The sequence below is a fragment of the Bradyrhizobium sp. 63_E2_N1_3 genome (assembly GCF_052076005.1).
Taxonomy (GTDB): Bacteria; Pseudomonadota; Alphaproteobacteria; order Rhizobiales; family Xanthobacteraceae; genus Bradyrhizobium; species Bradyrhizobium barranii.
The window spans coordinates 6,890,556-6,910,306 of record NZ_CP197235.1; the positions used below are offsets into that span (position 1 = coordinate 6,890,556).

At 64.2% G+C, this 19,751-nt stretch carries 18 protein-coding genes; 8 read left to right on the plus strand and 10 right to left on the minus strand.

Going from position 1 to position 19,751, the window contains the following annotated elements:
* The first annotated feature begins 9 nt into the window (after window positions 1–9).
* Entirely contained in the window at window positions 10–915 is a 906-nt protein-coding gene (locus AB7531_RS32780; RefSeq protein WP_063984772.1) for a ribokinase, read from the plus strand.
* Between the two features lie 49 nt (window positions 916–964).
* Here AB7531_RS32780 and AB7531_RS32785 read toward each other — a convergent pair whose 3' ends face one another.
* Window positions 965–2,185 (minus strand): NAD(P)/FAD-dependent oxidoreductase, encoded by a 1,221-nt coding sequence (locus AB7531_RS32785; protein ID WP_063984773.1) that lies wholly within the window; start codon window positions 2,183–2,185, stop codon window positions 965–967.
* A 228-nt stretch (window positions 2,186–2,413) separates the two neighbouring features.
* Here AB7531_RS32785 and AB7531_RS32790 point away from each other — a divergent pair, with 228 nt between their 5' ends.
* A complete protein-coding gene (locus AB7531_RS32790) occupies window positions 2,414–3,208 on the plus strand; it encodes an enoyl-CoA hydratase/isomerase family protein (protein ID WP_063986567.1) in 795 nt (264 codons plus the stop codon).
* Window positions 3,205–3,786, plus strand: a complete 582-nt coding sequence (locus tag AB7531_RS32795) for a histidine phosphatase family protein (protein WP_063984774.1) — start codon at window positions 3,205–3,207, stop codon at window positions 3,784–3,786. Before AB7531_RS32790 ends, AB7531_RS32795 begins: the two co-directional genes overlap by 4 nt.
* Here the strand turns inward: AB7531_RS32795 and AB7531_RS32800 are convergent.
* The 4 genes from AB7531_RS32800 to AB7531_RS32815 all read right to left on the minus strand — a co-directional run bounded on the left by AB7531_RS32800 (window position 3,779) and on the right by AB7531_RS32815 (window position 8,662).
* Window positions 3,779–5,119, minus strand: coding sequence for a TRAP transporter large permease (locus tag AB7531_RS32800; protein WP_063984775.1), 1,341 nt, complete (start codon window positions 5,117–5,119; stop codon window positions 3,779–3,781). The two genes, AB7531_RS32795 and AB7531_RS32800, sit on opposite strands and share 8 nt — an antisense overlap.
* A complete protein-coding gene (locus AB7531_RS32805; RefSeq protein ID WP_063984776.1) occupies window positions 5,116–5,694 on the minus strand; it encodes a TRAP transporter small permease in 579 nt (192 codons plus the stop codon). Before AB7531_RS32805 ends, AB7531_RS32800 begins: the two co-directional genes overlap by 4 nt.
* Window positions 5,695–5,886: 192 nt before the next feature.
* Window positions 5,887–6,882 carry a TRAP transporter substrate-binding protein gene (locus AB7531_RS32810; protein WP_063984777.1) on the minus strand — a complete coding sequence of 332 codons (996 nt, stop codon included), beginning with the start codon at window positions 6,880–6,882 and terminating at the stop codon, window positions 5,887–5,889.
* A gap of 61 nt (window positions 6,883–6,943) precedes the next feature.
* Complete coding sequence (locus AB7531_RS32815) at window positions 6,944–8,662, minus strand: IlvD/Edd family dehydratase (RefSeq protein WP_063986568.1); 1,719 nt, start codon at window positions 8,660–8,662, stop codon at window positions 6,944–6,946.
* 174 nt (window positions 8,663–8,836) lie between these two features.
* Here AB7531_RS32815 and AB7531_RS32820 point away from each other — a divergent pair, with 174 nt between their 5' ends.
* The gene (locus AB7531_RS32820) at window positions 8,837–9,517 is read left to right on the plus strand and encodes a GntR family transcriptional regulator (RefSeq protein WP_063984778.1); all 681 of its coding nucleotides are present in this window, start codon (window positions 8,837–8,839) and stop codon (window positions 9,515–9,517) included.
* Between the two features lie 32 nt (window positions 9,518–9,549).
* Entirely contained in the window at window positions 9,550–10,449 is a 900-nt protein-coding gene (locus AB7531_RS32825; RefSeq protein ID WP_063984779.1) for a hypothetical protein, read from the plus strand.
* A gap of 428 nt (window positions 10,450–10,877) precedes the next feature.
* Here the strand turns inward: AB7531_RS32825 and AB7531_RS32830 are convergent, their stop codons facing one another.
* Entirely contained in the window at window positions 10,878–11,264 is a 387-nt protein-coding gene (locus AB7531_RS32830; protein WP_371496045.1) for a hypothetical protein, read from the minus strand.
* Window positions 11,265–11,287: 23 nt separating this feature from the next.
* Window positions 11,288–11,551 (minus strand): GlsB/YeaQ/YmgE family stress response membrane protein, encoded by a 264-nt coding sequence (locus AB7531_RS32835; RefSeq protein ID WP_063986569.1) that lies wholly within the window; start codon window positions 11,549–11,551, stop codon window positions 11,288–11,290.
* A gap of 193 nt (window positions 11,552–11,744) precedes the next feature.
* Between AB7531_RS32835 and AB7531_RS32840 the strand changes: the two genes are divergently transcribed.
* Together AB7531_RS32840 and AB7531_RS32845 are read left to right on the plus strand one after the other, a co-directional pair.
* Window positions 11,745–12,650, plus strand: coding sequence for a transglutaminase family protein (locus AB7531_RS32840; protein WP_063984782.1), 906 nt, complete (start codon window positions 11,745–11,747; stop codon window positions 12,648–12,650).
* A 31-nt stretch (window positions 12,651–12,681) separates the two neighbouring features.
* On the plus strand, window positions 12,682–13,512 hold the full coding sequence (locus tag AB7531_RS32845) for a potassium channel family protein (protein WP_187387771.1): 831 nt from the start codon (window positions 12,682–12,684) through the stop codon (window positions 13,510–13,512).
* A gap of 69 nt (window positions 13,513–13,581) precedes the next feature.
* Here the strand turns inward: AB7531_RS32845 and AB7531_RS32850 are convergent, their stop codons facing one another.
* Complete coding sequence (locus AB7531_RS32850) at window positions 13,582–14,406, minus strand: NAD-dependent epimerase/dehydratase family protein (RefSeq protein WP_063984783.1); 825 nt, start codon at window positions 14,404–14,406, stop codon at window positions 13,582–13,584.
* Window positions 14,407–14,497: 91 nt separating this feature from the next.
* On the opposite strand from AB7531_RS32850, the gene AB7531_RS32855 reads away from it, so the two are divergent.
* The gene (locus AB7531_RS32855) at window positions 14,498–15,466 is read left to right on the plus strand and encodes an SMP-30/gluconolactonase/LRE family protein (RefSeq protein WP_063984784.1); all 969 of its coding nucleotides are present in this window, start codon (window positions 14,498–14,500) and stop codon (window positions 15,464–15,466) included.
* Between the two features lie 197 nt (window positions 15,467–15,663).
* Here the strand turns inward: AB7531_RS32855 and AB7531_RS32860 are convergent, their stop codons facing one another.
* Together AB7531_RS32860 and AB7531_RS32865 are read right to left on the minus strand one after the other, a co-directional pair.
* Window positions 15,664–17,094, minus strand: a complete 1,431-nt coding sequence (locus tag AB7531_RS32860; RefSeq protein ID WP_063984785.1) for an aldehyde dehydrogenase family protein — start codon at window positions 17,092–17,094, stop codon at window positions 15,664–15,666.
* 269 nt (window positions 17,095–17,363) lie between these two features.
* Window positions 17,364–19,727, minus strand: coding sequence for a transketolase (locus tag AB7531_RS32865; RefSeq protein ID WP_063984786.1), 2,364 nt, complete (start codon window positions 19,725–19,727; stop codon window positions 17,364–17,366).
* Window positions 19,728–19,751: the final 24 nt, after the last annotated feature.

Here is a 19,751-nt window from a genome sequence, read left to right on the forward strand (position 1 = left end):
GGGCATATCATGGGGCGCGTCTTTATCGCCGGCAGCATCAACATGGATGTGGTGGCGACCGCCGATCGCCACCCCAAAGTCGGCGAGACCGTCGCCGGCCGGCAGGTGCTGTATTTTCCTGGCGGCAAGGGCGCGAACCAGGCAGTCGCGGCGTCACGGCTCGGCGTGAAAACCACGCTGATCGGGCGGCTCGGAAAGGATTCGTTCGGGGCCGAGCTCCGGGCATTCCTCGGCGCCCAGGGCATCGATCTCGGCTCCGTCCGCGACGCCGACACGCATAGCGGCACCGCCATCATCACCGTCGCAGAATCTGACAATACCATTGTCGTCATCCCCGGCAGCAATGCGCTGGTCAGTGCGGATGACGTCGCGGATGCGCCGCTGGCGAAGGGCGATGTGGCCGTCAGCCAGTTCGAGATTCCGCTGCCGACGATTGCCGCCTTCTTCCAACGCGCCCGTAGCGCCGGCGCCACGACGCTGCTCAACCCCGCACCGGCGCAAACGATGTCCGCCGAGCTGCTGGCGCTCGTCGACATCCTCGTGCTGAACGAGACCGAGCTCGGCTTCCTCGCAGGCGTGGAGCTCTCCGACGGCGACGAGGCCGCAACAATCATCGACGTCGCGCGACAACTGCAGGCACGCGAGGACCAGATCATCTGCGTGACGCTCGGCAAGCGGGGCGTGCTCGCGCTCGCCGGCCGCAAGGAATTCGCGGTGTCCGGCCGCGCGGTGAAGGCGGTCGACACCACCGGCGCGGGCGATTGCTTCGTCGGCGCACTTGCGGCGCAGCTGGCGGAGGGCGTGTCCCTGCGTACCGCGCTCGCCTTCGCCAACGCGGCCGCCTCGATCAGCGTGCAGCGGATGGGCGCCGGGCCGTCGATGCCGACGGCAGCGGAAGTCGCCGCGGTCTTGTAGAGCGCGGCGACTTCTTCACCTCGCCCCGAGAGCAGGCCGAGGGAAAAGATCAGGCCAGCGCGCTCTTCAGGTCGAAGCCTTCATCCGCGGCCTGCTCCGGCGTGATCGAGCGCTCCAGGCCGAACAGGCGGCGGCCGAACATGTGGTCGCCGGCACGGTTGACCGACTCGATGCCGAGCAGTCTGTCGCCCTTGTAGCAGAACGCCGAGAACGCTTTCTTCGCGGGATCGCCGCGCAGCACGACGCGGTCGTAGCCGGTGGTCAGCCCCGCCATCTGGAGCTTGTCGTCGCCCTGGTCGCTCCAGAACCAGGGGTGACTGTCGTAGGCCTTGCGGTCGCCGGTCAGCCGCGCCGCGAGGCAGCGGGCGTGATCGGTGGCGTTCTGCACCGATTCCAGCCGCTGCGATCCGCCGAAGCGCGGACTGGCGAACAGCGCGCAGTCGCCGATCGCGGAGATGTCAGGATCGGACGTCGAGAGATATTCGTCGACGATGATGCCGGCGGCGACGGCAAGCCCCGCCTCCGCCGCAAGCTCGATGTTCGGCAGCACGCCGACACCGACCACGACGAGGTCGGCCGGCAGATGCCTTCCGTCGCTCAAGGAAACGCCGGTGACCTTGCCGCCCTCAGCCTCGATCGAGGTTGCCTGCACACCGAGGTGAATGCGGATGCCGGCCTCGCGATGCCGCGCCTGAAAATACTCCGAGACCTCCGCCGTCACCGCGCGCGCCATCACGCGCGGGGCGAGTTCGAGCACGTCCACCTCGAGGCCCTTGATCCGCGCGGTGGCCGCGAATTCGAGGCCGATGAAGCCGGCGCCGATCACCACGACACGCGACTTCGACGGCATGATCTGTCGCAGCGCCTCGCTGTCGTCGAGGATGCGCAGATATTTCACGTCGGGCAAATTCGCATTCGGCAAATCAAGCAGCCGGTTGCGCGCGCCCGTGGCCAGCACGAGGTGGCCGTAAGGCAGCGTCTCGCCGGATGCGAGATGCACCTTGTGGCCGGCGCGATCGATCGACACCGCGCGGCCCCCAATCAGCTCGATCTTCTGATCCTGGTAGAATTTCTCCGGCCGGAACATCAGGCTCTCCGGCCCGGCCGAGCCCTTGATATAGGCCTTGGACAGCGGCGGCCGCTGATAGGGCAGATGCGCCTCGTCGTTGATCAGGCAGACGCGGTCGGAAAAGCCCGCCTGACGCAGGGATGCCGCGACCTGGTAGCCGCCATGGCCGGCACCGACAATGATCACCGGACCACCCGTCATTGGAACAGCCCATTTCCGGAGACACGAGCGTCACCCATGTCGTCTCCTCTCTCGCTGATATTGGCTTGGCTTGCCCAGGAGGAGCCGGCGCTCGTGTCCGTTCCTAAACGAAGGCGGCCCCATTTGAGCCCATCATTCCGTCCTGCGCAAGAGCGGCATGCGGGGATTGTCCCCCCCGACCTTCTGCGATTTAGTTGCAGCAACGACCTCATGCCGGGGATATTCCAGATGCCAGCTCCCGTCTCAAAACCCGACGATCCCGCCCTGCTGCGGATCGACGGCCCGATCGCAACCATCACGCTCAACCGCCCCGCCGCGTTCAACTCGATCAACCTTGCAATTGCGCAGAAGCTCGAACAGCTCGCGGCCTATCTCGAAGGCGCCGACGACATCAGGGTCGTCGTGCTCGAAGGAGAAGGCCGCGCCTTCTCAGCCGGCGGCGATCTGCAGACGATCGGCGCTGCGGCCGAAACCGGCACGGTCACGCCGGTCGTCGGCGAGCTGCTGAAGCATTATCATGCCTTCATCGAGATCATCCGGCGCATGCCGAAGATCTCGCTGTCCAGCGTGCACGGCTCGGCAGCCGGCGCCGGCATGGGCCTCGCCTTCGTCACCGATCTCTGCATCGCCGCGGAGGATGCCAAGTTCACGCCGGCCTATGCCAAGATCGGGGTGTCGCCGGACGGCGGCTCGACGGTCGGGATCGTCGGTACGGTCGGATCGCGACGTGCGCTCCAGATCTTCCTGTCGGAGGACAGTTTTACCGCGCAGCAGGCCTATGAATGGGGCCTGGTTGCGAAGGTCGTCCCCGCCGCGGAGCTGAAGGCGGCCACGCGAAAACTCGCCGAGCGCCTCGCGCAGAATCCGCCGGCGGCGATCGCCGGCACCAAGTCGCTGGTCTACCAGGCCGGGACCACACCGGTGAAGCAGCAGCTCGATGCCGAGGAGCAGAAGATCATCATGGCGATGAACACGGAGGATTTCCGCGTCGCCGTGAAAAAATTCACGAGCAAAGGCAAGTGAGCGCGCCGGCACCGGCGCGCTCGTTCTGCGGCCTGCGCCACGGCGCGACCGACTGGAACAGGCAGGGGCTGTTTCAGGGACGAACCGACAACCCGCTGAACGCGGACGGCCTTGCGCAGGCGCACGAGGCCGCGGACATGTTGCGCGGTACCGGCATCAGCCGCATCGTCGCGAGCCCGCTGGTGCGCGCGGCGCGAACGGCCAAGATCATCGCGGACGCCATTTCGGCGCCGCTCTCGATCGACGACGGCATCATCGAGTTCGATTTCGGAAGCTTTGAGGGCCTCCCTGTCCGCGACCTCATGATCAAGCACGGCGTCAACTCAGCGACGGGCCTCGTCTCGATCCTGCCCGCCGACGGCGAAAACTGGGACGCCATGACCGATCGGTCGCTGGCTTGCGTCTCCGCATGGCTCGACCGTCATCCTGACGACGACTTCCTGTTCGTCTGCCACGACGCGGTGATGCAGGGAATGGCGAAATCGCTCGCCGGCAGCTATTTCAAGAACAGCCACGGCACGCCGTTTCGCTACCTCCGTGAAGGCGAGCAATGGCGCGTCGAGCAGCTCGTCACTTAGGACAGATGTAGCCTGTCCCCGCCGGCGACTTGAAGCAGCCGACCGATTCCGGCAGCACTTTCTGCGGCAGCCACAGCACCACGCTCGGGAAATAGATCGCGAACGCGATCGTGGCCAGGAACACCACATAGATCGGCAAGGCGGCGCGTAAGGCCTTGGCAAAACTGATGCCGACGAATTTCGAGGCCATCAGCAGCACCAGGCCGTATGGCGGCGTGATCAGGCCAAAGGCGAGCGTGGCGATCAGCACCACGCCCATATGCACGGCGTTGATGTCGCCGGCCTCGGTCAGCGCGTTGACCAGCGGCATGAAGATGATGATGGTCGGCACCGGCTCGATGAAGTCACCGACCACGGTGAAGAGCAGCACCATCAGCAGCATGATCAGATGCGGATCGTTGCCGGCAATCGAGGTGATCATGTCGGCGATGTAACTCGCACCGCGTAAGTAAGCGAGCATCCAGCCGAAGGCATTGGCGGCGCCGATGGTGATCAGCGGCAGCGAGAAGATCAGGCCTGCAAGGCAGAAATCGTATGGGATCTTTTTGATATGCCCGCGGTTCAGCGCGGGGATCACGACGACGACAATCCAGACCACCGCAACGACGCCGGCTTCCGTCGGCGTGAACCAGCCGGTGAGGATGCCGCCGAGCAAAATGACAGGGATCATCAGCGGCAGGGCGGCGTCACCCGCGGCGAACACCACCTGCCGCAGCGGCGCGCGCGGCTTGCGCAGGCCGGAAGGGCCGAAGAAGTAGCAATAGATCATCAACCCGAAGCCGATCATCAGCCCAGGCACCACGCCCGCCATGAACAGGCCGGCGATCGAGACGTTGCCGACGGCGCCATAGACCACCGCCGTGATGCTCGGCGGCACCAGCGCCGCGATGGTCGAGGCAGACGCGATGATCGCGGCGATGAAGGCGGGCTCGTAGCCCTCGCGCTTCATCGGGCCGCCCAGCGCACGGCTCATCACGGCCACGTCGGCGGTGGTCGAGCCCGACATTTCCGAGAAGAACATGCTGAAGACGACGACGACCTGCGACAGCCCGCCCCTGATGTGCCCGACCAGCGATACTGACAGGTTGGCTATTCGTACCACCACGTTGGCCGAGCTCATGAGCTCGCCGACCAGCAGAAAGAACGGGATCGCCAGCAACGCCTCGGAGTCCACGCCGTCAAATATCTTCTGGATGATCGCGGCCAGCGAGACATCCGACAGGATCGCACCGATGAAGACGCCGGCCATCAGCGAGAACGGCACGGGCACGCCGAGATAGCCGAACGACAGGAAGCAGATCGACATCAACGCCAGGACAACAGGTGCGCTCACGGCTGCGCCCTCATCTGCACGTCCGTGATGACGGGCGCTCCGTCCTCTTCGGGCGGCTCGTGATGGTCAAAGCCGTTGCGCAAGCCGTTGACGAGCTGCTCGATGGTGAACAGGCCGATCAGCACGCCAGACAGCGGGATGATCGCATAGAGCGAGGCGATCGGGGTGCCCGACGGCAAGCGAAAGCTGCCGAAGCCGCGAAGATAGTTCTGATAGCCGTACCAAATCAGGCAGAAGGCGACGCCGAGCACGACGAGACGAATGATCACTTCGACGATCAGCCGCGCCGTGCCGTGCATCGCTTCGGAGATCGCGGTGAGATAGAGGTGATCGTTGCGTCGGGTCGCGACCGCGGTCCCGACGAAGATCGCATAGATGAACAGCGTCGAGGTGACTTCCTGGAGCCACAGCCAGGGGTGGCCGATGGTGCGTGTGACGATGTCGGCGGTGACCGACAGCGAGAAGCCGAAGCAGAGCACGCCGCAAAGGATCATCAGCGCAAGCTCGAGCCAGTCGAGCCAGCGCCACTTGAGGTGACGCTGGCGTTGAACGAGCAGTTTGTCGGCGACGGCCATTCAATTTCCCCTTCGTCCCGGAGCTATCGCATGTGACAGCTGGGAAGCTGCCGAACGTGCTCGGCCTGCATGGTTCGAGACGCCCGCTTTGGCGGGCTCCTCACCATGAGGGTCTAAAATCTCGCCGGAAAGCACGACCTCATCCTGAGGGCCCGCCATAGGCGGGCGTCTCGAAGGATGGCCACAGGCGGGCTAGTTCACCGACCGGATCAAATTCTTGATCTTCTCGGCATGCGGGCCGAGCTCCTTGGCGAGCTTGTCGAGATAGGGATCGGCGATCACCGTGAAGCTCTTCTTGTCGACGTTGTCGACGATCTTCACGCCCATCTTCTTCAGCTTGTCGGCCGCGGTGCGCTCGAGGTCGAACGCCTTCTGCGGCTCTTTCGTGCTGACCTCGTTGGCCGCCGCCTGCACCCACCCCTTCTGCTCCGCCGACAGGCTCTGCCAGAGCTTGTCGGAGACGAACACCAGCGCGTTGTTGGCCTCGTGCTCGGTGATGTTGAGGACCGGGGCGACCTCGTAGTGCTTGTTGACGAGGTAGACGTTGATGCTGTTCTCGGCGACGTCGACGACGCCGGTTTGCAAGCTCGTATAGACGCTGCCGAACGGCATATGCACGGTCTGGGCGCCGTAGGCCGGGAACATCATGTCCTCTGTCGCGGTCGCCTGGACGCGGATCTTCAGCCCCTTGATGTCGCCGACATTGTGGATCTCCTTCTTGGAGTACATGTGGCGTACACCCTGCGAGCCCGTCGCGATCACGTGCAGGCCCTGCGTGGTCTCGTCGATCATGGTCTTGAGGGCTTCGAACACGCGGGGATCGGCCAGCCCCTTGACCACGTGGTTCTCGTCGCGGAACAGGAAGTGCAGCGACATCACGCCGGCCTGCGGCGAGATCGTAGCGGTGTTGGCCGAGGAGATGATGGCGAATTCGATGTCGCCGGCCTTCACGAGCTGGAGCACCTGCGGCTCCTGCCCGAGCTGCGCACCCGGATACTGGTCGATGATCATGGTGCCCTTGCTCAATTCCTTGAGCTTGTCGGCAAAGAGGTCGCCCGCGATGGAATAGCCGGTGTTGCGCGGCTGATCGTAGGCAAAGCGATAATGCTTCACCTCCTGTGCCCCGGCCCCGGTGACGAAAAGTACGGCGGCCATGGCCACCAACCCACGCATGGATCGTGCAATCATCGTTTCCCCCTGTTTTATCGCCCGCCGCTTGTGCGGTCTGAGCGCTCGTTCGGGTGGTTCGTCACCCCTTCTCAGTCTGCTTCCCAGTCCTCTGCATGAAATCGAAGTCGCAGCCCTCGTCGGCCTGCATGATGGTCTCGTTGAACAGCCAGGCGTAGCCGCGCCGCGCCTCATCGGGTGCTGCGGCCGGCTTCAATGCGGCGCGCCGACGCTCCAGCTCGGCGGCATCGACCAGCAGCTCGATGCTGCGCTTGGCAACATCCAGCCGGATCATGTCGCCGTTCTTTACCAGCGCGAGCGGTCCGCCGACAGCGGATTCCGGCGTGATGTGAAGCACGATGGTGCCGAACGCGGTGCCGCTCATGCGCGCATCCGAAATGCGCACCATATCCTTGGTGCCGCCGCGCGCGAGCTTCTTCGGGATCGGCAGATAACCCGCCTCGGGCATGCCGGGCGCGCCCTTAGGGCCGGCGTTGCGCAGCACCAGCACGTCGTCGGAGTTCACGTCGAGATCGGGATGGTCGACCCGCAAGGTCATGTCCTCGACGGATTCGAACACCACCGCACGCCCGGTGTGCTGCAACAGCTTGGGGCTCGCGGCCGACTGCTTGATGACGGCACCGCGCGGGGCGAGGTTGCCGTGCAGGACGGCAAGGCCGCCTTCCTTCTTGATCGGATTGTCGCGCGGACGGATCGCATCCTGGCCCGGCACGTCCTCCGCATTCGCGACGACATCGCGCAGCGTCTGGCCGCTGATGGTCTTCGCGTCGAGATCGACGAGATCGCCGAGCTGCGCCAGCAATTTCGGCACGCCACCGGCGTGGTGGAAATGCTCCATGTAGTGTTCGCCCGACGGCTTGAGGTCGACCAGCACCGGCACTTCGCGGCCAATCTGGTCGAACACCTCGAGATCGAGGCGGTGGGGCGAGCGGTGCGCCATTGCCGTCAAATGGATCAGGCCGTTGGTCGAGCCGCCGATCGCCTGGAGCACGACCTGCGCATTCTTGAAAGACGCCGGCGTCAGCAATTCGCTCGGCTTCGGCCCCTTGGTCTTGGCCATCTCGGCGGCAACCCTGCCGCTCGCTTCGGCCAGGCGAAAGCGTTCGGCGTGCGGCGCGGGAATCGTCGCGCTCATCGGCAGCGACAGGCCCATGGCTTCGATCATGCAGGCCATGGTCGAGGCCGTGCCCATCACCATGCAGGTGCCGACCGACGGCGCGAGGCGGCCATTGACCGCTTCGATCTCGACATCGTCGATTTCGCCGGCGCGATATTTGCCCCAGAGACGGCGGCAATCGGTGCAGGCGCCGAGCACCTCGCCCTTGTGATGGCCGACCACCATGGGACCGACGGGAATGACCACCGTCGGCAGGTCGGCGCTGATTGCGGCCATGACCTGCGCGGGAAGGGTCTTGTCGCAGCCGCCGATCACGATCACCGAATCCATCGGCTGCGCGCGGATCATCTCCTCGGTGTCCATCGCCATCAGGTTGCGCAGATACATCGAGGTCGGATGCGCAAAGCTCTCGGCGATCGAGATGGTCGGAAACACGAACGGCATCGCGCCCGACAGCATCACGCCGCGCTTGGCGGCCTCGATGATCTGCGGGACGTTGCCGTGGCAGGGATTGTAGTCGCTATAGGTGTTGGTGATGCCGACGATCGGGCGCTCCAGCGCGTCGTCGGAATAGCCCATGGCCTTGATGAACGCCTTGCGCAGGAACAGCGAGAAGCCGGCATCGCCATAGCTCGTCAGCCCTTTGCGCAAACCACTCGTCATCATACCGCTCCTTCTCGCTTGCCATTGTGCTACAGCCTGCCCCCTGATTGTCAATAAGATTGGGCCAGATCGTCGCGCTTTCTGCCCCATACACCGCCATCCGACACAAATTATTGACAATCCGGGTTCTCCCTGCTCCACAAGGCGGACCGGCATGAGCCGGAGGCTGAGGGCATGTCCGACATCCGCACCGCAGACGCCATGCTGGTCCGGCGCGACGATCCGGACGATGTCGTCGCGCGGCTGGAAGAGGACATCATCTTCGGCCGCCTGCCGCCGGGCGCGCGCCTCACCGAAGACGCGCTGATGTCGCGCTACGGCACCTCCCGGCACTTCGTGCGGCAGGCCTTGGTCGATGCCGAGCGCCGCGGCATCGTCCGCCGCGAGAAGAACGTCGGCGCCACCGTGCGGTTCTACTCGGCCGAGGAAGTCCGGCAGATCTACGAGGTCCGCGAGATGCTGACGCGGCAGGCCGCGCTGATGATCCCCCTGCCCGCGCCGCAAGACCTGATCGACGAGCTGACTGGGCTGCAGCGGCAATATTGCGCGAAGGCAGATGTGCAGGATTTGCGCGGCATTCACGAGGCCAACGACGCCTTCCACCTCGCGCTGTTCTCGGCCTGCGGCAATCCCTATCTGGTGCGCTCGCTCCAGGACTACATGAACCTGACGCTGCCGATGCGCGCCAAGAACCTCGCCGACCGCGAGGGGTTGGCGCAATCGCGGCGCCAGCACGAGCTGATGATCGAGCTGTTGAAGGGCCGCGACAGCTGGGCGCTGGCGCAGCTGTGCGTGGATCACATGCAGTTCAGCAAGTCGGATTATCTGGCGCGGATTGCGGGTGAGGAGAGCTGACGCTAGACCAAGGCAACGCTACAGGTCTTACAATGCCGCATGATGTGAGCACGCCACCCCTGCTTGTTGACGTCGCCATCGAAGCGAAGTCCAGGGCCGATCATGAGAAGCTCGTTGCTGCGCTCTTGAAGCTCACCGCCAAGGACGGAGCGCTCGCCGTGTCGGTTGATCAAGACTCCGCTCAGATCATCCTGAAGGGAACGAACGAAAACCACATCGAGAGCGCGATCGACGCCCTCAACCGGACCTCTGGAATAGCCGTCAATATTGGTGCCCTGCAGGTGGCATTTCTTGAGCATCCGACCAAACGTGCGGAAGCGGAATACACTCACAAAAAGATCTACGGGCCTAAGGGGGAGTTTGCCGCCGTCAAGCTTGCCATCGAGCCGAATGAGCTTGGCGAGGGATACCAGCTTGAACGCAACATTGGTGTGGATGCGCTACCGAACAAATATATGCCCGGGATCGAGAAAGGGCTCGAAAGCGTACTGGCCTGCGGCGTGATTGCGGGCTTTCCGGTGGTGAACGTCAGGGTCCAGCTGATCGACGGCAAGTATCACGACGTCGATTCTTCACCGCTCGCCTTCGAGATCGCGGCTAATGCCGCGTTCCGCAGGGCGCTGCAAACGGCGGAATCGGTCTTGCTTGAGCCGATCATGAAGGTCGAAGTGGTGACACCGACGCCGTTCGCGCAATCGATCGTTGACGACCTGACATCGCGGCGTGGGACCGCCCACTCCAGGGTCGTCGACGAAGACACGGTCGCGATCGATGCGACGGTACCGCTCATAGCGATGTTCGGCTATGCGAACAGCCTCCGCGTGATGAGCCAGGGGCTCGCCAGCCACACAATGCGCTTCGACCGCTATGCCGCCGCACCGCAGCCTTGGGACGGTCCGCCATTTCGTCCGGCGATCGGGATGCGTGCCTGACACTCATCGCGGTAGAAGAGGCCGCCAACGCAGGCGGCCTCCCAAAATTCTGAACTGACCCGCGCTCTTATTTGAGGTCGAGAGCCCGGCAGTAGTAGCCGCTCTCAACGCCAGTCCAACCTCGCTCCATGCGGTTACTGCGGCACTCGTAGTAAGACTTGAAGTTGAGGACGTTCTTGCAATTCGCAACCGCGGCGCCGGAGAGCGAGCATCCGGGACCTTGGTTTGGGTTCAGGTGAGCCGCGGAGCCGATCGGTGCGGCGCTCACCGGCGCGACCGACAAGGTAGCAAGGATCAACGCTGACATCGCTAACGTCTTCATAGCCATCCTCCCTGTTCTTGTTGCCTGGGACGGGAAATGCACGTCCCGGAGCAGACGATAGCATAGCGCGAGTGACAGGCCATTCTCAATCAGAGCTTGTTCCCGTTTAGTATCGCCTCAGCAGGCCACGATCCACGCTGGCATCGCCGTAGTCGGCGCAGGCTCCTTTCGGGTTCTTGATCAAGTCCGCCCGGACGCGCCTGAACGTTTTGCCGGCCGCGTCGGACACCTCGGGGCGGAATTTACCGGGATCGTAGGTCTCGCCGTCGCGGGCCTTGATGGCCGCAGCATAGGCGTCGATCATGGCCATCGCCGCCTCAGGGCTGCCGAGAAGCCGCGCGCCGAGCTGAACGCCGCCGGCGCCATCGACCTCGTAACCGTCGCATCGCTGCTCCAGCACCACGGATGCGGTGACGAGCTGGTCGAGGAACGTCGCCTCGGCGTCGCTGAGCGCTCCGGCTCGCGCCGGCTCTGAGACGATCATCGCGAGCATCGCGACGGCTGATAGCGTGATTTTCAAGCGCGCCCCTGACGACCCATGACAAGGCCGTACAGGAAGAGGAGGATGATGGCTCCGACCACGCTGCCGATGAAGCCGGCGGCCTCTCCGAAATGATACCAGCCCACGGCTTGACCGAGCCAGGTCGCGACGAACGCGCCGACGATTCCCAAGACCGTCGTCAGGATGAACCCCGTGGGCTCGGACTTGTCACCGGGCATGATGAATTTCGCGACCACGCCGACGATAAATCCAATGATGATCGTCCAAAGGATACCCATGTCCATCGCTCCATTCGGTCGGTTTGCACATCAACGTCTGAAGGAATGCGTGATCGCTTGATGGGCCAGACGATCCCGGGAACGACGTTGATCTAGATCAATGGGTGGAAGCGGCCGGGCCGAAAGCTGGCGCCTGCTCTCTCTTGCGCGGGAAGGCGCTCAATGCGCTCCGCAACGCGAAGCGGATCAATGCATGGCGATCATTGGCGAGATCACGCACACCACGACCTACCGCTATGCAAAGCCGGTGACGTTCGGCACGCACCGGGCGATGTTCCTGCCGCGGCGCGGCGCCGCGACCCGGCTGCTTCGCTGGTCCGCTGCTACCAGCCTGCCGTCAAAGGTGCATTGGGTCACCGACTCCCGCTCCAATGCCGTCACGGTGATGGACTTCAGCGAACCCGGCAGCGAGCTGACATTCACGTTTAGGGTTCGTGGCGTCTATTTCGGCATCAAGGGTCTGGAGACATTTCCGCTGGAGCCGCGGGCCGAGGAGGTCCCCGTGCAGTACACCCCGGACGAATGGACCGACCTTGCCGGTTACCTGCGCCCGCATGCCGACGATGCAGACGGCAGCCATGCGGCGTGGACCAAGAGCTTCGTTGCCGGCGATCAGGATCGGACCGCCGACGTGCTGCGCCGAATGCTCGGCAAGTTTCGCAGCGACTTCAACTATCGCGGCAGAGATGCCGAAGGCACACAGTCACCCGGCGAAACGCTGCGCACGAAATCGGGCACTTGCCGGGACTTCGCCTGGCTGATGATCGAGACGTTGCGCCGGCTCGGCTTCGCCGCTCGCTTCGTCAGCGGTTATCTCTATGATGCGGCGCTCGATGGCGGTGCCGTGGGCATGACCGGCTCCGGCGCGACCCACGCATGGGTGCAGGTATTCCTGCCCGGTGCCGGCTGGCTGGATTACGATCCAACCAACAGTCTGAGCGCCGGATTCGACCTCATTCCGGTGGCCATTGCGCGGCATCCGGGCCAGGCCGTGCCGCTGACTGGCTCGTGGTTCGGCGATCCCGGCGACTATTTGGGCATGTCGATCAATGTCGCCGTCAACAAGATTGGCGAAATGCTCGATCCTTCGGAAGCGTAGGCTACCGAGATAGGCGCGGCGGTCGCTGACCATGGCATTTTATCGCAACAGTACGAAGGGACATGGGCCGCTCGACGTCGTCGCCGTCCCATTTGAGGCCCTGAAGGGCAGGATCCGGCAACTTTACGAAGGCGACACGTTCGGCTGCATAAAATTCCGATACGCCCTGCTTGCGCTGGACGTCGTCACGGTTCTGTTCATCATCGCGACCTCGTTCCTGCCTCGCAACAGGGCCGTCGAGTCGCTCGATGTCGTGTTCGGCGTCCTGATCCTTGCGGACTTCGCCGCACGGATGATCATCAGCCGTCAGCCGCTGCACGACCTGGCGCGGCTTTCGACCTGGACCGACATCGTCGTCATCATCTCGTTCCTTGCGCCGCTCGCCGGAGAGGCCGGCGGCTTCTTGCGCGCATTTCGAACATTGCGGCTGCTGCGCGACTACCAGATGGTAGCGCGCCTCCGGGTCGACAGCCCCTTCTTCCGGCGAAACGAGGAAGTTGTTTTTGCCGTCGTGAACCTCGGCGTGTTTATTTTCGTGATGACCGGGATCGTCTACGAGACGCAGAAGTCTCACAATCATCAGATCGCCAACTATGCCGACGCGCTCTACTTCACGGTCACCGCACTGACCACGACCGGCTTCGGCGACATCACCTTGCCCGGGACCGTCGGCCGCCTGATCACCGTCGTCATCATGATCTTTGGCGTGACCCTTTTCCTGAATCTCGCCAAGGCACTGCTCGCGCCCTCCAAGGTACGCTTCCCCTGTCCGGTTTGCGCCCTGCAGCGCCACGATGTCGACGCGGTGCATTGCAAAGCTTGTGGCACCGTCTTGAACATTCCCGATGAAGGCATGGACTAGGCTGCATGCCGGCGCGAGTGCCGCGGAGAGGCCCCCTCACCTCATGACTGTAGAGAGGGGCATGGCATTTCAGCGCTTACTCCAATCAATGATGCGGCTCGCATCGCCGTCGAACTCATTGCTGCAGAACGCGCCGCCCTGGTAGTGGTCGCCGACCGGATCCGGCTTCAGCTTGGCCTGCTCGGCCATCGCGTGCTCGCGGAAATCCTCGGCGCGCCCCGTCGGGCGATAGCCGAATTCGTAGGCGCGGTGGTTGTCCCACCAGGCGCGCTCGTTGAGGGAGGCGCCGTAGAAGACCTCGAAATGGATGTCGGGATGTTCGAGCCCGATGCGGCAGAGCTGCACGAGGTCGTCGGGCTTCAGCCAGATCGAGAGCCGGCGCTGGTCGAGCGGCATGTCGCCGAAATTGCCGATGCGCAGGCAGGTCACCTTCAGGCCATGCTTGTCGGCGTAGAGCGCGCCGACGGCCTCGCCGAACACCTTGCTGACGCCATAACGGCCGTCGGGGCGCGGGGTGACGTCGGTCCCGATGTTGTGGTGGCGGGGATAGAAGCCGACGGCGTGGTTGGACGAGGCGAACACCACGCGCTTGACGCCCTTGCGGTAGGCGGCCTCGAACAGATTGTAGCCGCCGATGATGTTGGCCTGGAGGATTTGGTCCCAGGTGCCTTCGACCGAATAGCCGCCGAAATGGATGATGCCGTCGACGCCCTCGCAGATCGCCTCGCACTGCGCGAGATCGGCGAGATCCGCCGCCTTGAATTGTTCGTTCGCGCCGAGATCGGCTGGCGGCTTGATGTCGGAGAGCAGGAGATCCGGATAGATCGGCGGCAGCAGCTTTCGCAGGCTCGTGCCGATTCCGCCCGAAGCTCCCGTCATCAAAATACGCGGCATGTCTTCCCTCGCCTGTGGTGACCGATTTGCGGCCGTAGATAACTGATGCTAGCAGACTTGGACAGAGGGAACGCAACAAAGAGACCTGCACATGAACGATGCATCGTCCCACACTCAAGGCTGGCGGCCGGCGACCTATTACCCCGATCCGGCGATAAAAGCACTGGACCCCCGCTTCGAAAAATACTGGCTGAAGCTGTCGGCGGTGGAGCGGCTGGCGACCGGCCTGCGCTGGGCCGAGGGTCCGGTGTGGTTCGGCGACGGGCGGTATCTGCTCTGCAGCGACATCCCGAACCAGCGCATCATCAAGTGGGAGGAGGAAACCGGAACCGTCTCGGTTTTCCGAAAGCCCTCGAATTTCGCCAACGGCAACACCAGGGATCGTCAGGGCCGGCTCGTCACCTGCGAGCATGGCGGCCGCCGCGTGGTGCGCACCGAATATGACGGCAGCATCACCGTGCTGATGGACTCGTTCGGCGGCAAGCGGCTGAACTCGCCGAACGACGTCGTGGTGAAGTCCGACGGATCGATCTGGTTCACCGATCCGACCTTCGGCCTGCTCGGCAATTACGAGGGTTACAAGGCCGAGCCCGAGATCGAGCCGAACGTCTATCGGCTCGATCCTGCAACGGGCAAGGCGACCATCGTCGCCGAAGGCGTGCTCGGCCCCAACGGGCTGTGCTTCTCGCCCGACGAGACGATTCTGTATGTCGTGGAATCGCGCGGCGTGCCGAACCGAAAGATCCTCGCCTATGACGTCTCGCTTGACGGCACCACGATCTCCAACAAGCGCGTCCACATCGATGCCGGCCCGGGCACACCGGACGGCATGCGCTGCGACATCGACGGCAATCTCTGGTGCGGCTGGGGCATGGGCGATCCCGAGCTCGACGGCGTCGTCGTATTCGCGCCCGACGGCGTCATGATCGGCCGCATCGCGCTGCCTGAGCGCTGCGCCAATCTCTGCTTCGGCGGCGTCAAGCGCAATCGCCTGTTCATGGCGGCAAGCCAGTCGATCTACGCGCTGTATGTGAACACGCAAGGCGCGGTCGGGGGATAGGCGTTACGCAGAGACGGTCTCGTAGGGTGGGCAAAGCGAAAGCGTGCCCACCGCTTCTTGTTCGTCGCGGAATGGTGGGCACGTCGCTACGCTCCTTTGCCCAGCCTACGAATTCCCGCGTTGCAGACACGTCGACAAAACGAAAAACGCCGGAGCGGTCTCCCGCTCCGGCGCTTTGTTCGTTCAGGCGAAAAAACTTACGCCGCGTTGAAGCCCGCAACGGCCTTCACTTCGAGGAAGTCCTCGAGGCCGTACTTGCCCCACTCGCGGCCGTTGCCCGACTGCTTGTAGCCGCCGAACGGCGCGGAGCGGTCGTTGGGCACGCCCTGGAGGTTGACGTTGCCGGCGCGGATCTGCCGGCCGACGCGCTTGGCGTCCTCCACCGAGGCGCCCGAGACGTAGCCGGCAAGGCCATACGGCGTGTCGTTGGCGATGTGCACGGCCTCAGACTCGTCCTTGGCGCCGATGATGGTCAGCACCGGTCCGAAGATCTCTTCACGGGCGATCGTCATGTCGGGAGTGACGTCGGCGAAGATGGTTGGACGGACGTAGAAGCCCTTGTTGACGCCCTCAGGCAGGCCCGGGCCGCCGGCGACGAGCGTTGCGCCCTCGTCGATGCCCTTCTTGATGAGGCCCTGGATCTTGTCCCACTGGCCGCGGTTGACGACCGGACCAATGGTAGTGCCTTCAGCGCGGGGATCACCGGCCTTGGTCTTGTCGGCGACAGCCTTCGCGATCGCAGCGACTTCCTTCATCTTCGACAGCGGCACGATCATGCGCGAGGGTGCGTTGCAGGACTGGCCGGAGTTGTTGAACATGTGCATCACGCCGCCGGTCACCGCCTTGGTCAGGTCGGCACCTTCGAGGATGACGTTCGGCGACTTGCCGCCGAGCTCCTGGCTGACGCGCTTCACGGTCGGCGCGGCGCGCTTGGCCACGTCGATGCCGGCGCGGGTCGAGCCGGTGAACGAGATCATGTCGATATCAGGATGCTCGCTCATGGCGGCGCCGACCTCGGGGCCGAGGCCGTTGACGAGGTTGAACACGCCCTTCGGCACACCCGCTTCGTGGAGGATTTCCGCGAAGATCAAAGCCGAGGTCGGGGTGAACTCCGACGGCTTCAGGATCATGGTGCAGCCGGCGGCGAGCGCAGGCGCGACCTTGCAGGCGATCTGGTTGAGCGGCCAGTTCCAGGGCGTGATCATGCCGACCACGCCGACCGGCTCGCGCAGCACCATGGCGGTGCCGACCGGTTCCTCGAAATGATAGTCCTTGAGCACGTCGAGCGTGGTCATGAGGTGGCCGAGGCCGGCGCCGGCCTGGAGCTTCTCCGCCATCGGCAGCGGCGCGCCCATCTCGTCGGAGACGGCGGCGCCGATCTCCTTGAGCCGGCCCTTGTAGACCTCGATGACTTTCGTGAGCAGCGCGACGCGCTCCTCGCGGCTGGTCTGGGAGAAAGTTGCAAAGGCGCGCTTGGCAGCAGTGACGGCCTTGTCGACGTCAGCCTTGGAGCCCAGCGCAACCTCGTACATCGCCTCTTCCGTCGCGGGATTGACCACGGCGGTGGACTTCTTGACGGCGGGATCGACCCAGGCGCCGTCGATGTAGAATTGCATGCGATTGACCATCGTTAACCTCTTCTTGGGGGCTTGGAGGGGGCGTTTCGGCAGGCATCCTTGCACGAAAGCGCCGGCAATTGAACCCGCCATATGCGGGGCCAGCGTTGCGGCGGACGGAGGATATATGAGCCGATGGCGGGAACGAGGCAAGGCTCCCTCAGGTGTCAATCCGGGACGCGCCACTTGGCGCGGGCCCGGAATCCATAACCACGATCGGGAGTATGGATTCCGGGCTCGACGCTACGCGTCGCCCCGGAATGACAGGGCAGTTACCTCAACTACACCGCCATCTTCCGATGCAGCACCGGTGCGCCGGTGGTGAGGCTTTCCGCCGCATCGATGATGGCGTTCGCATCGATGCCGTAATGGCGGTAGAGGTCCGCGATGGTGCCGGTCTGGCCGAACTGCTCGACGCCGAGCGCCTCGACGCGATGGCCGCGAACGCTGCCGAGCCAGCCGAGCGCGGAGGGATGGCCGTCGATCACGGTCACGATGCCGCAGTCGCGCGGCAGCGGCGCGAGCAGCTTTTCGATGTGGCTCAGATGCTGCACACCCCGCCGATCGCGCCGCAATTTCCGCGCAGCGGTCCAACCCGCATGCAGACGATCCGCCGAGGTGATCGCGAGCAGGCCGATGTCGCGGCGGCTCTCGCCGATGAAGCCGGTCGCCTCGATCGCTTCGGGCGCGACCGCGCCGGTATAGGCGATCACGAGTTCGGCATTGGGCCCCGGCTTGCGCAGCCAATAGGCGCCGTCGGTGATGCCCTGCGCAAGCTCCGGCGTCATGATCCGCTGCGCCTGCTCGATGCTGCGCGTCGAGAGCCGCAAATAGACCGAGCCGCCCTCGCCCGGATCGCGCTGCATGTGATTGAAGCCCCAAGCCATGATCACGGCGAGTTCGTCGACGAAAGCCGGCTCGAACGAGGCGAGCCCGTCCTGCGCCATGCCGATCAACGGCGTCGCGATCGACTGGTGCGCACCGCCTTCAGGCGCCAGCGTGATGCCCGAAGGCGTCGCCGCCACCATGAAGCGCGCATCCTGGTAGCAGGCGTAGTTCAATGCATCGAGGCCGCGCTCGATGAAGGGATCGTAGAGGGTGCCGACCGGCAAGAGCCGCTCGCCGTTGATCTGGTGCGACAGGCCCAGCGCCGAGAGCATGATGAACAGGTTCATCTCCGCGATGCCGAGCTCGAGATGCTGCCCCTTGGGCGAGAAGTCCCAATTGAACGTGGAGGGAATTTTCTCGCTGCGGAATAAATCCGCCTTCTCGCCGCGCGCGAACAGGCCGCGCCGGTTCACCCACGGACCGAGATTGGTCGAGACCGTGACGTCGGGCGAGGTCGTGACGATGCGCTGTGCGAGTTCGCTGTCGCCGCGCGCGATCTCGTTCAGCACGAGGCCAAAGCCCTGCTGGGTCGACATCTGGGTCGACGGCTTGAACGCCAGCTGCTGGGGCACCTCGATAACAGGCGCGGTAAGCCGGCGGCCATCCTGGTTGAACGACACGCGCGCGAGGAAGGCGTCGAGCTCGGCGGCGTTCTGCGCGAGGCCTTCGTACTTGTCCCATTCGTGGCCCGGACGGATGTTCTGGCTCTCGCGATATTTCTCCATCTGCGCGACCGTCATCAGGCCGGCGTGGTTGTCCTTGTGGCCCTGGAACGGCAGGCCGACGCCCTTGATGGTGTAGGCGATGAAGCAGACCGGGCGATCGTGATCGATCGACTCGAACGCCTCCAGCATGCTCGCCATGTCGTGGCCGCCGAGGTTCGACATCAGCGCCAGCAGCTCCTCGTCGCTGCGCCTGTCGATCAGCTTGGTGATCGGGCCCTGGTCGCCGATCTCGTCGTGCAGATGCTTGCGGAAGGCGGCGCCGCCCTGGAAGCACAGCGCCGCGTAGAGCGCGTTCGGGCAATTGTCGATCCAAGCTTTAAGCGCCTCGCCGCCGGGCTCGGCAAAGGCCTCGCGCATCAGGCGGCCATATTTCACGATCACCACGTCCCAGCCGAAATTGCGGAACATGGTCTCGAACTTTTCCCAGAGCCCCTCGCGCACGACGGCGTCGAGCGACTGCCTGTTGTAGTCGACCACCCACCAGGTGTTGCGCAGACCGTGCTTCCAGCCTTCGGCGAGCGCCTCGAAAATGTTGCCCTCGTCCATCTCGGCATCGCCGACGAGGGCAATCATCCGCCCTTCGCGGCGATCCTTCATCCAGCCATGCGCCTTGACGTAGTCCTGCACCAGCGAGGCAAACAGCGTCTGCGCGACACCGAGGCCGACGGAGCCGGTGGAGAAATCGACGTCGTCGACATCCTTGGTGCGCGAGGGATAGGACTGCGCGCCCTTGAACCCGCGAAAGTTCTCCAGCTTCTCGCGCGTCTGCCGGCCGAACAGATACTGGATGGCGTGGAACACCGGGCTCGCATGCGGCTTCACCGCGACGCGATCCTCAGGGCGCAGGACGCTAAAATACAGCGCCGACATGATGGTGGCGAGCGAGGCGGACGAGGCCTGATGGCCCCCGACCTTGAGCCCGTCCGCGTTGGCGCGGATGTGGTTGGCGTGATGGATGGTCCATGACGACAGCCACAGCGCCTTGCGGGCCAGCGCGGTCAACGTGTCCAGACGGGCGGTATCAACGGGCATCACAATGGCTCCCGGAAACAGGTC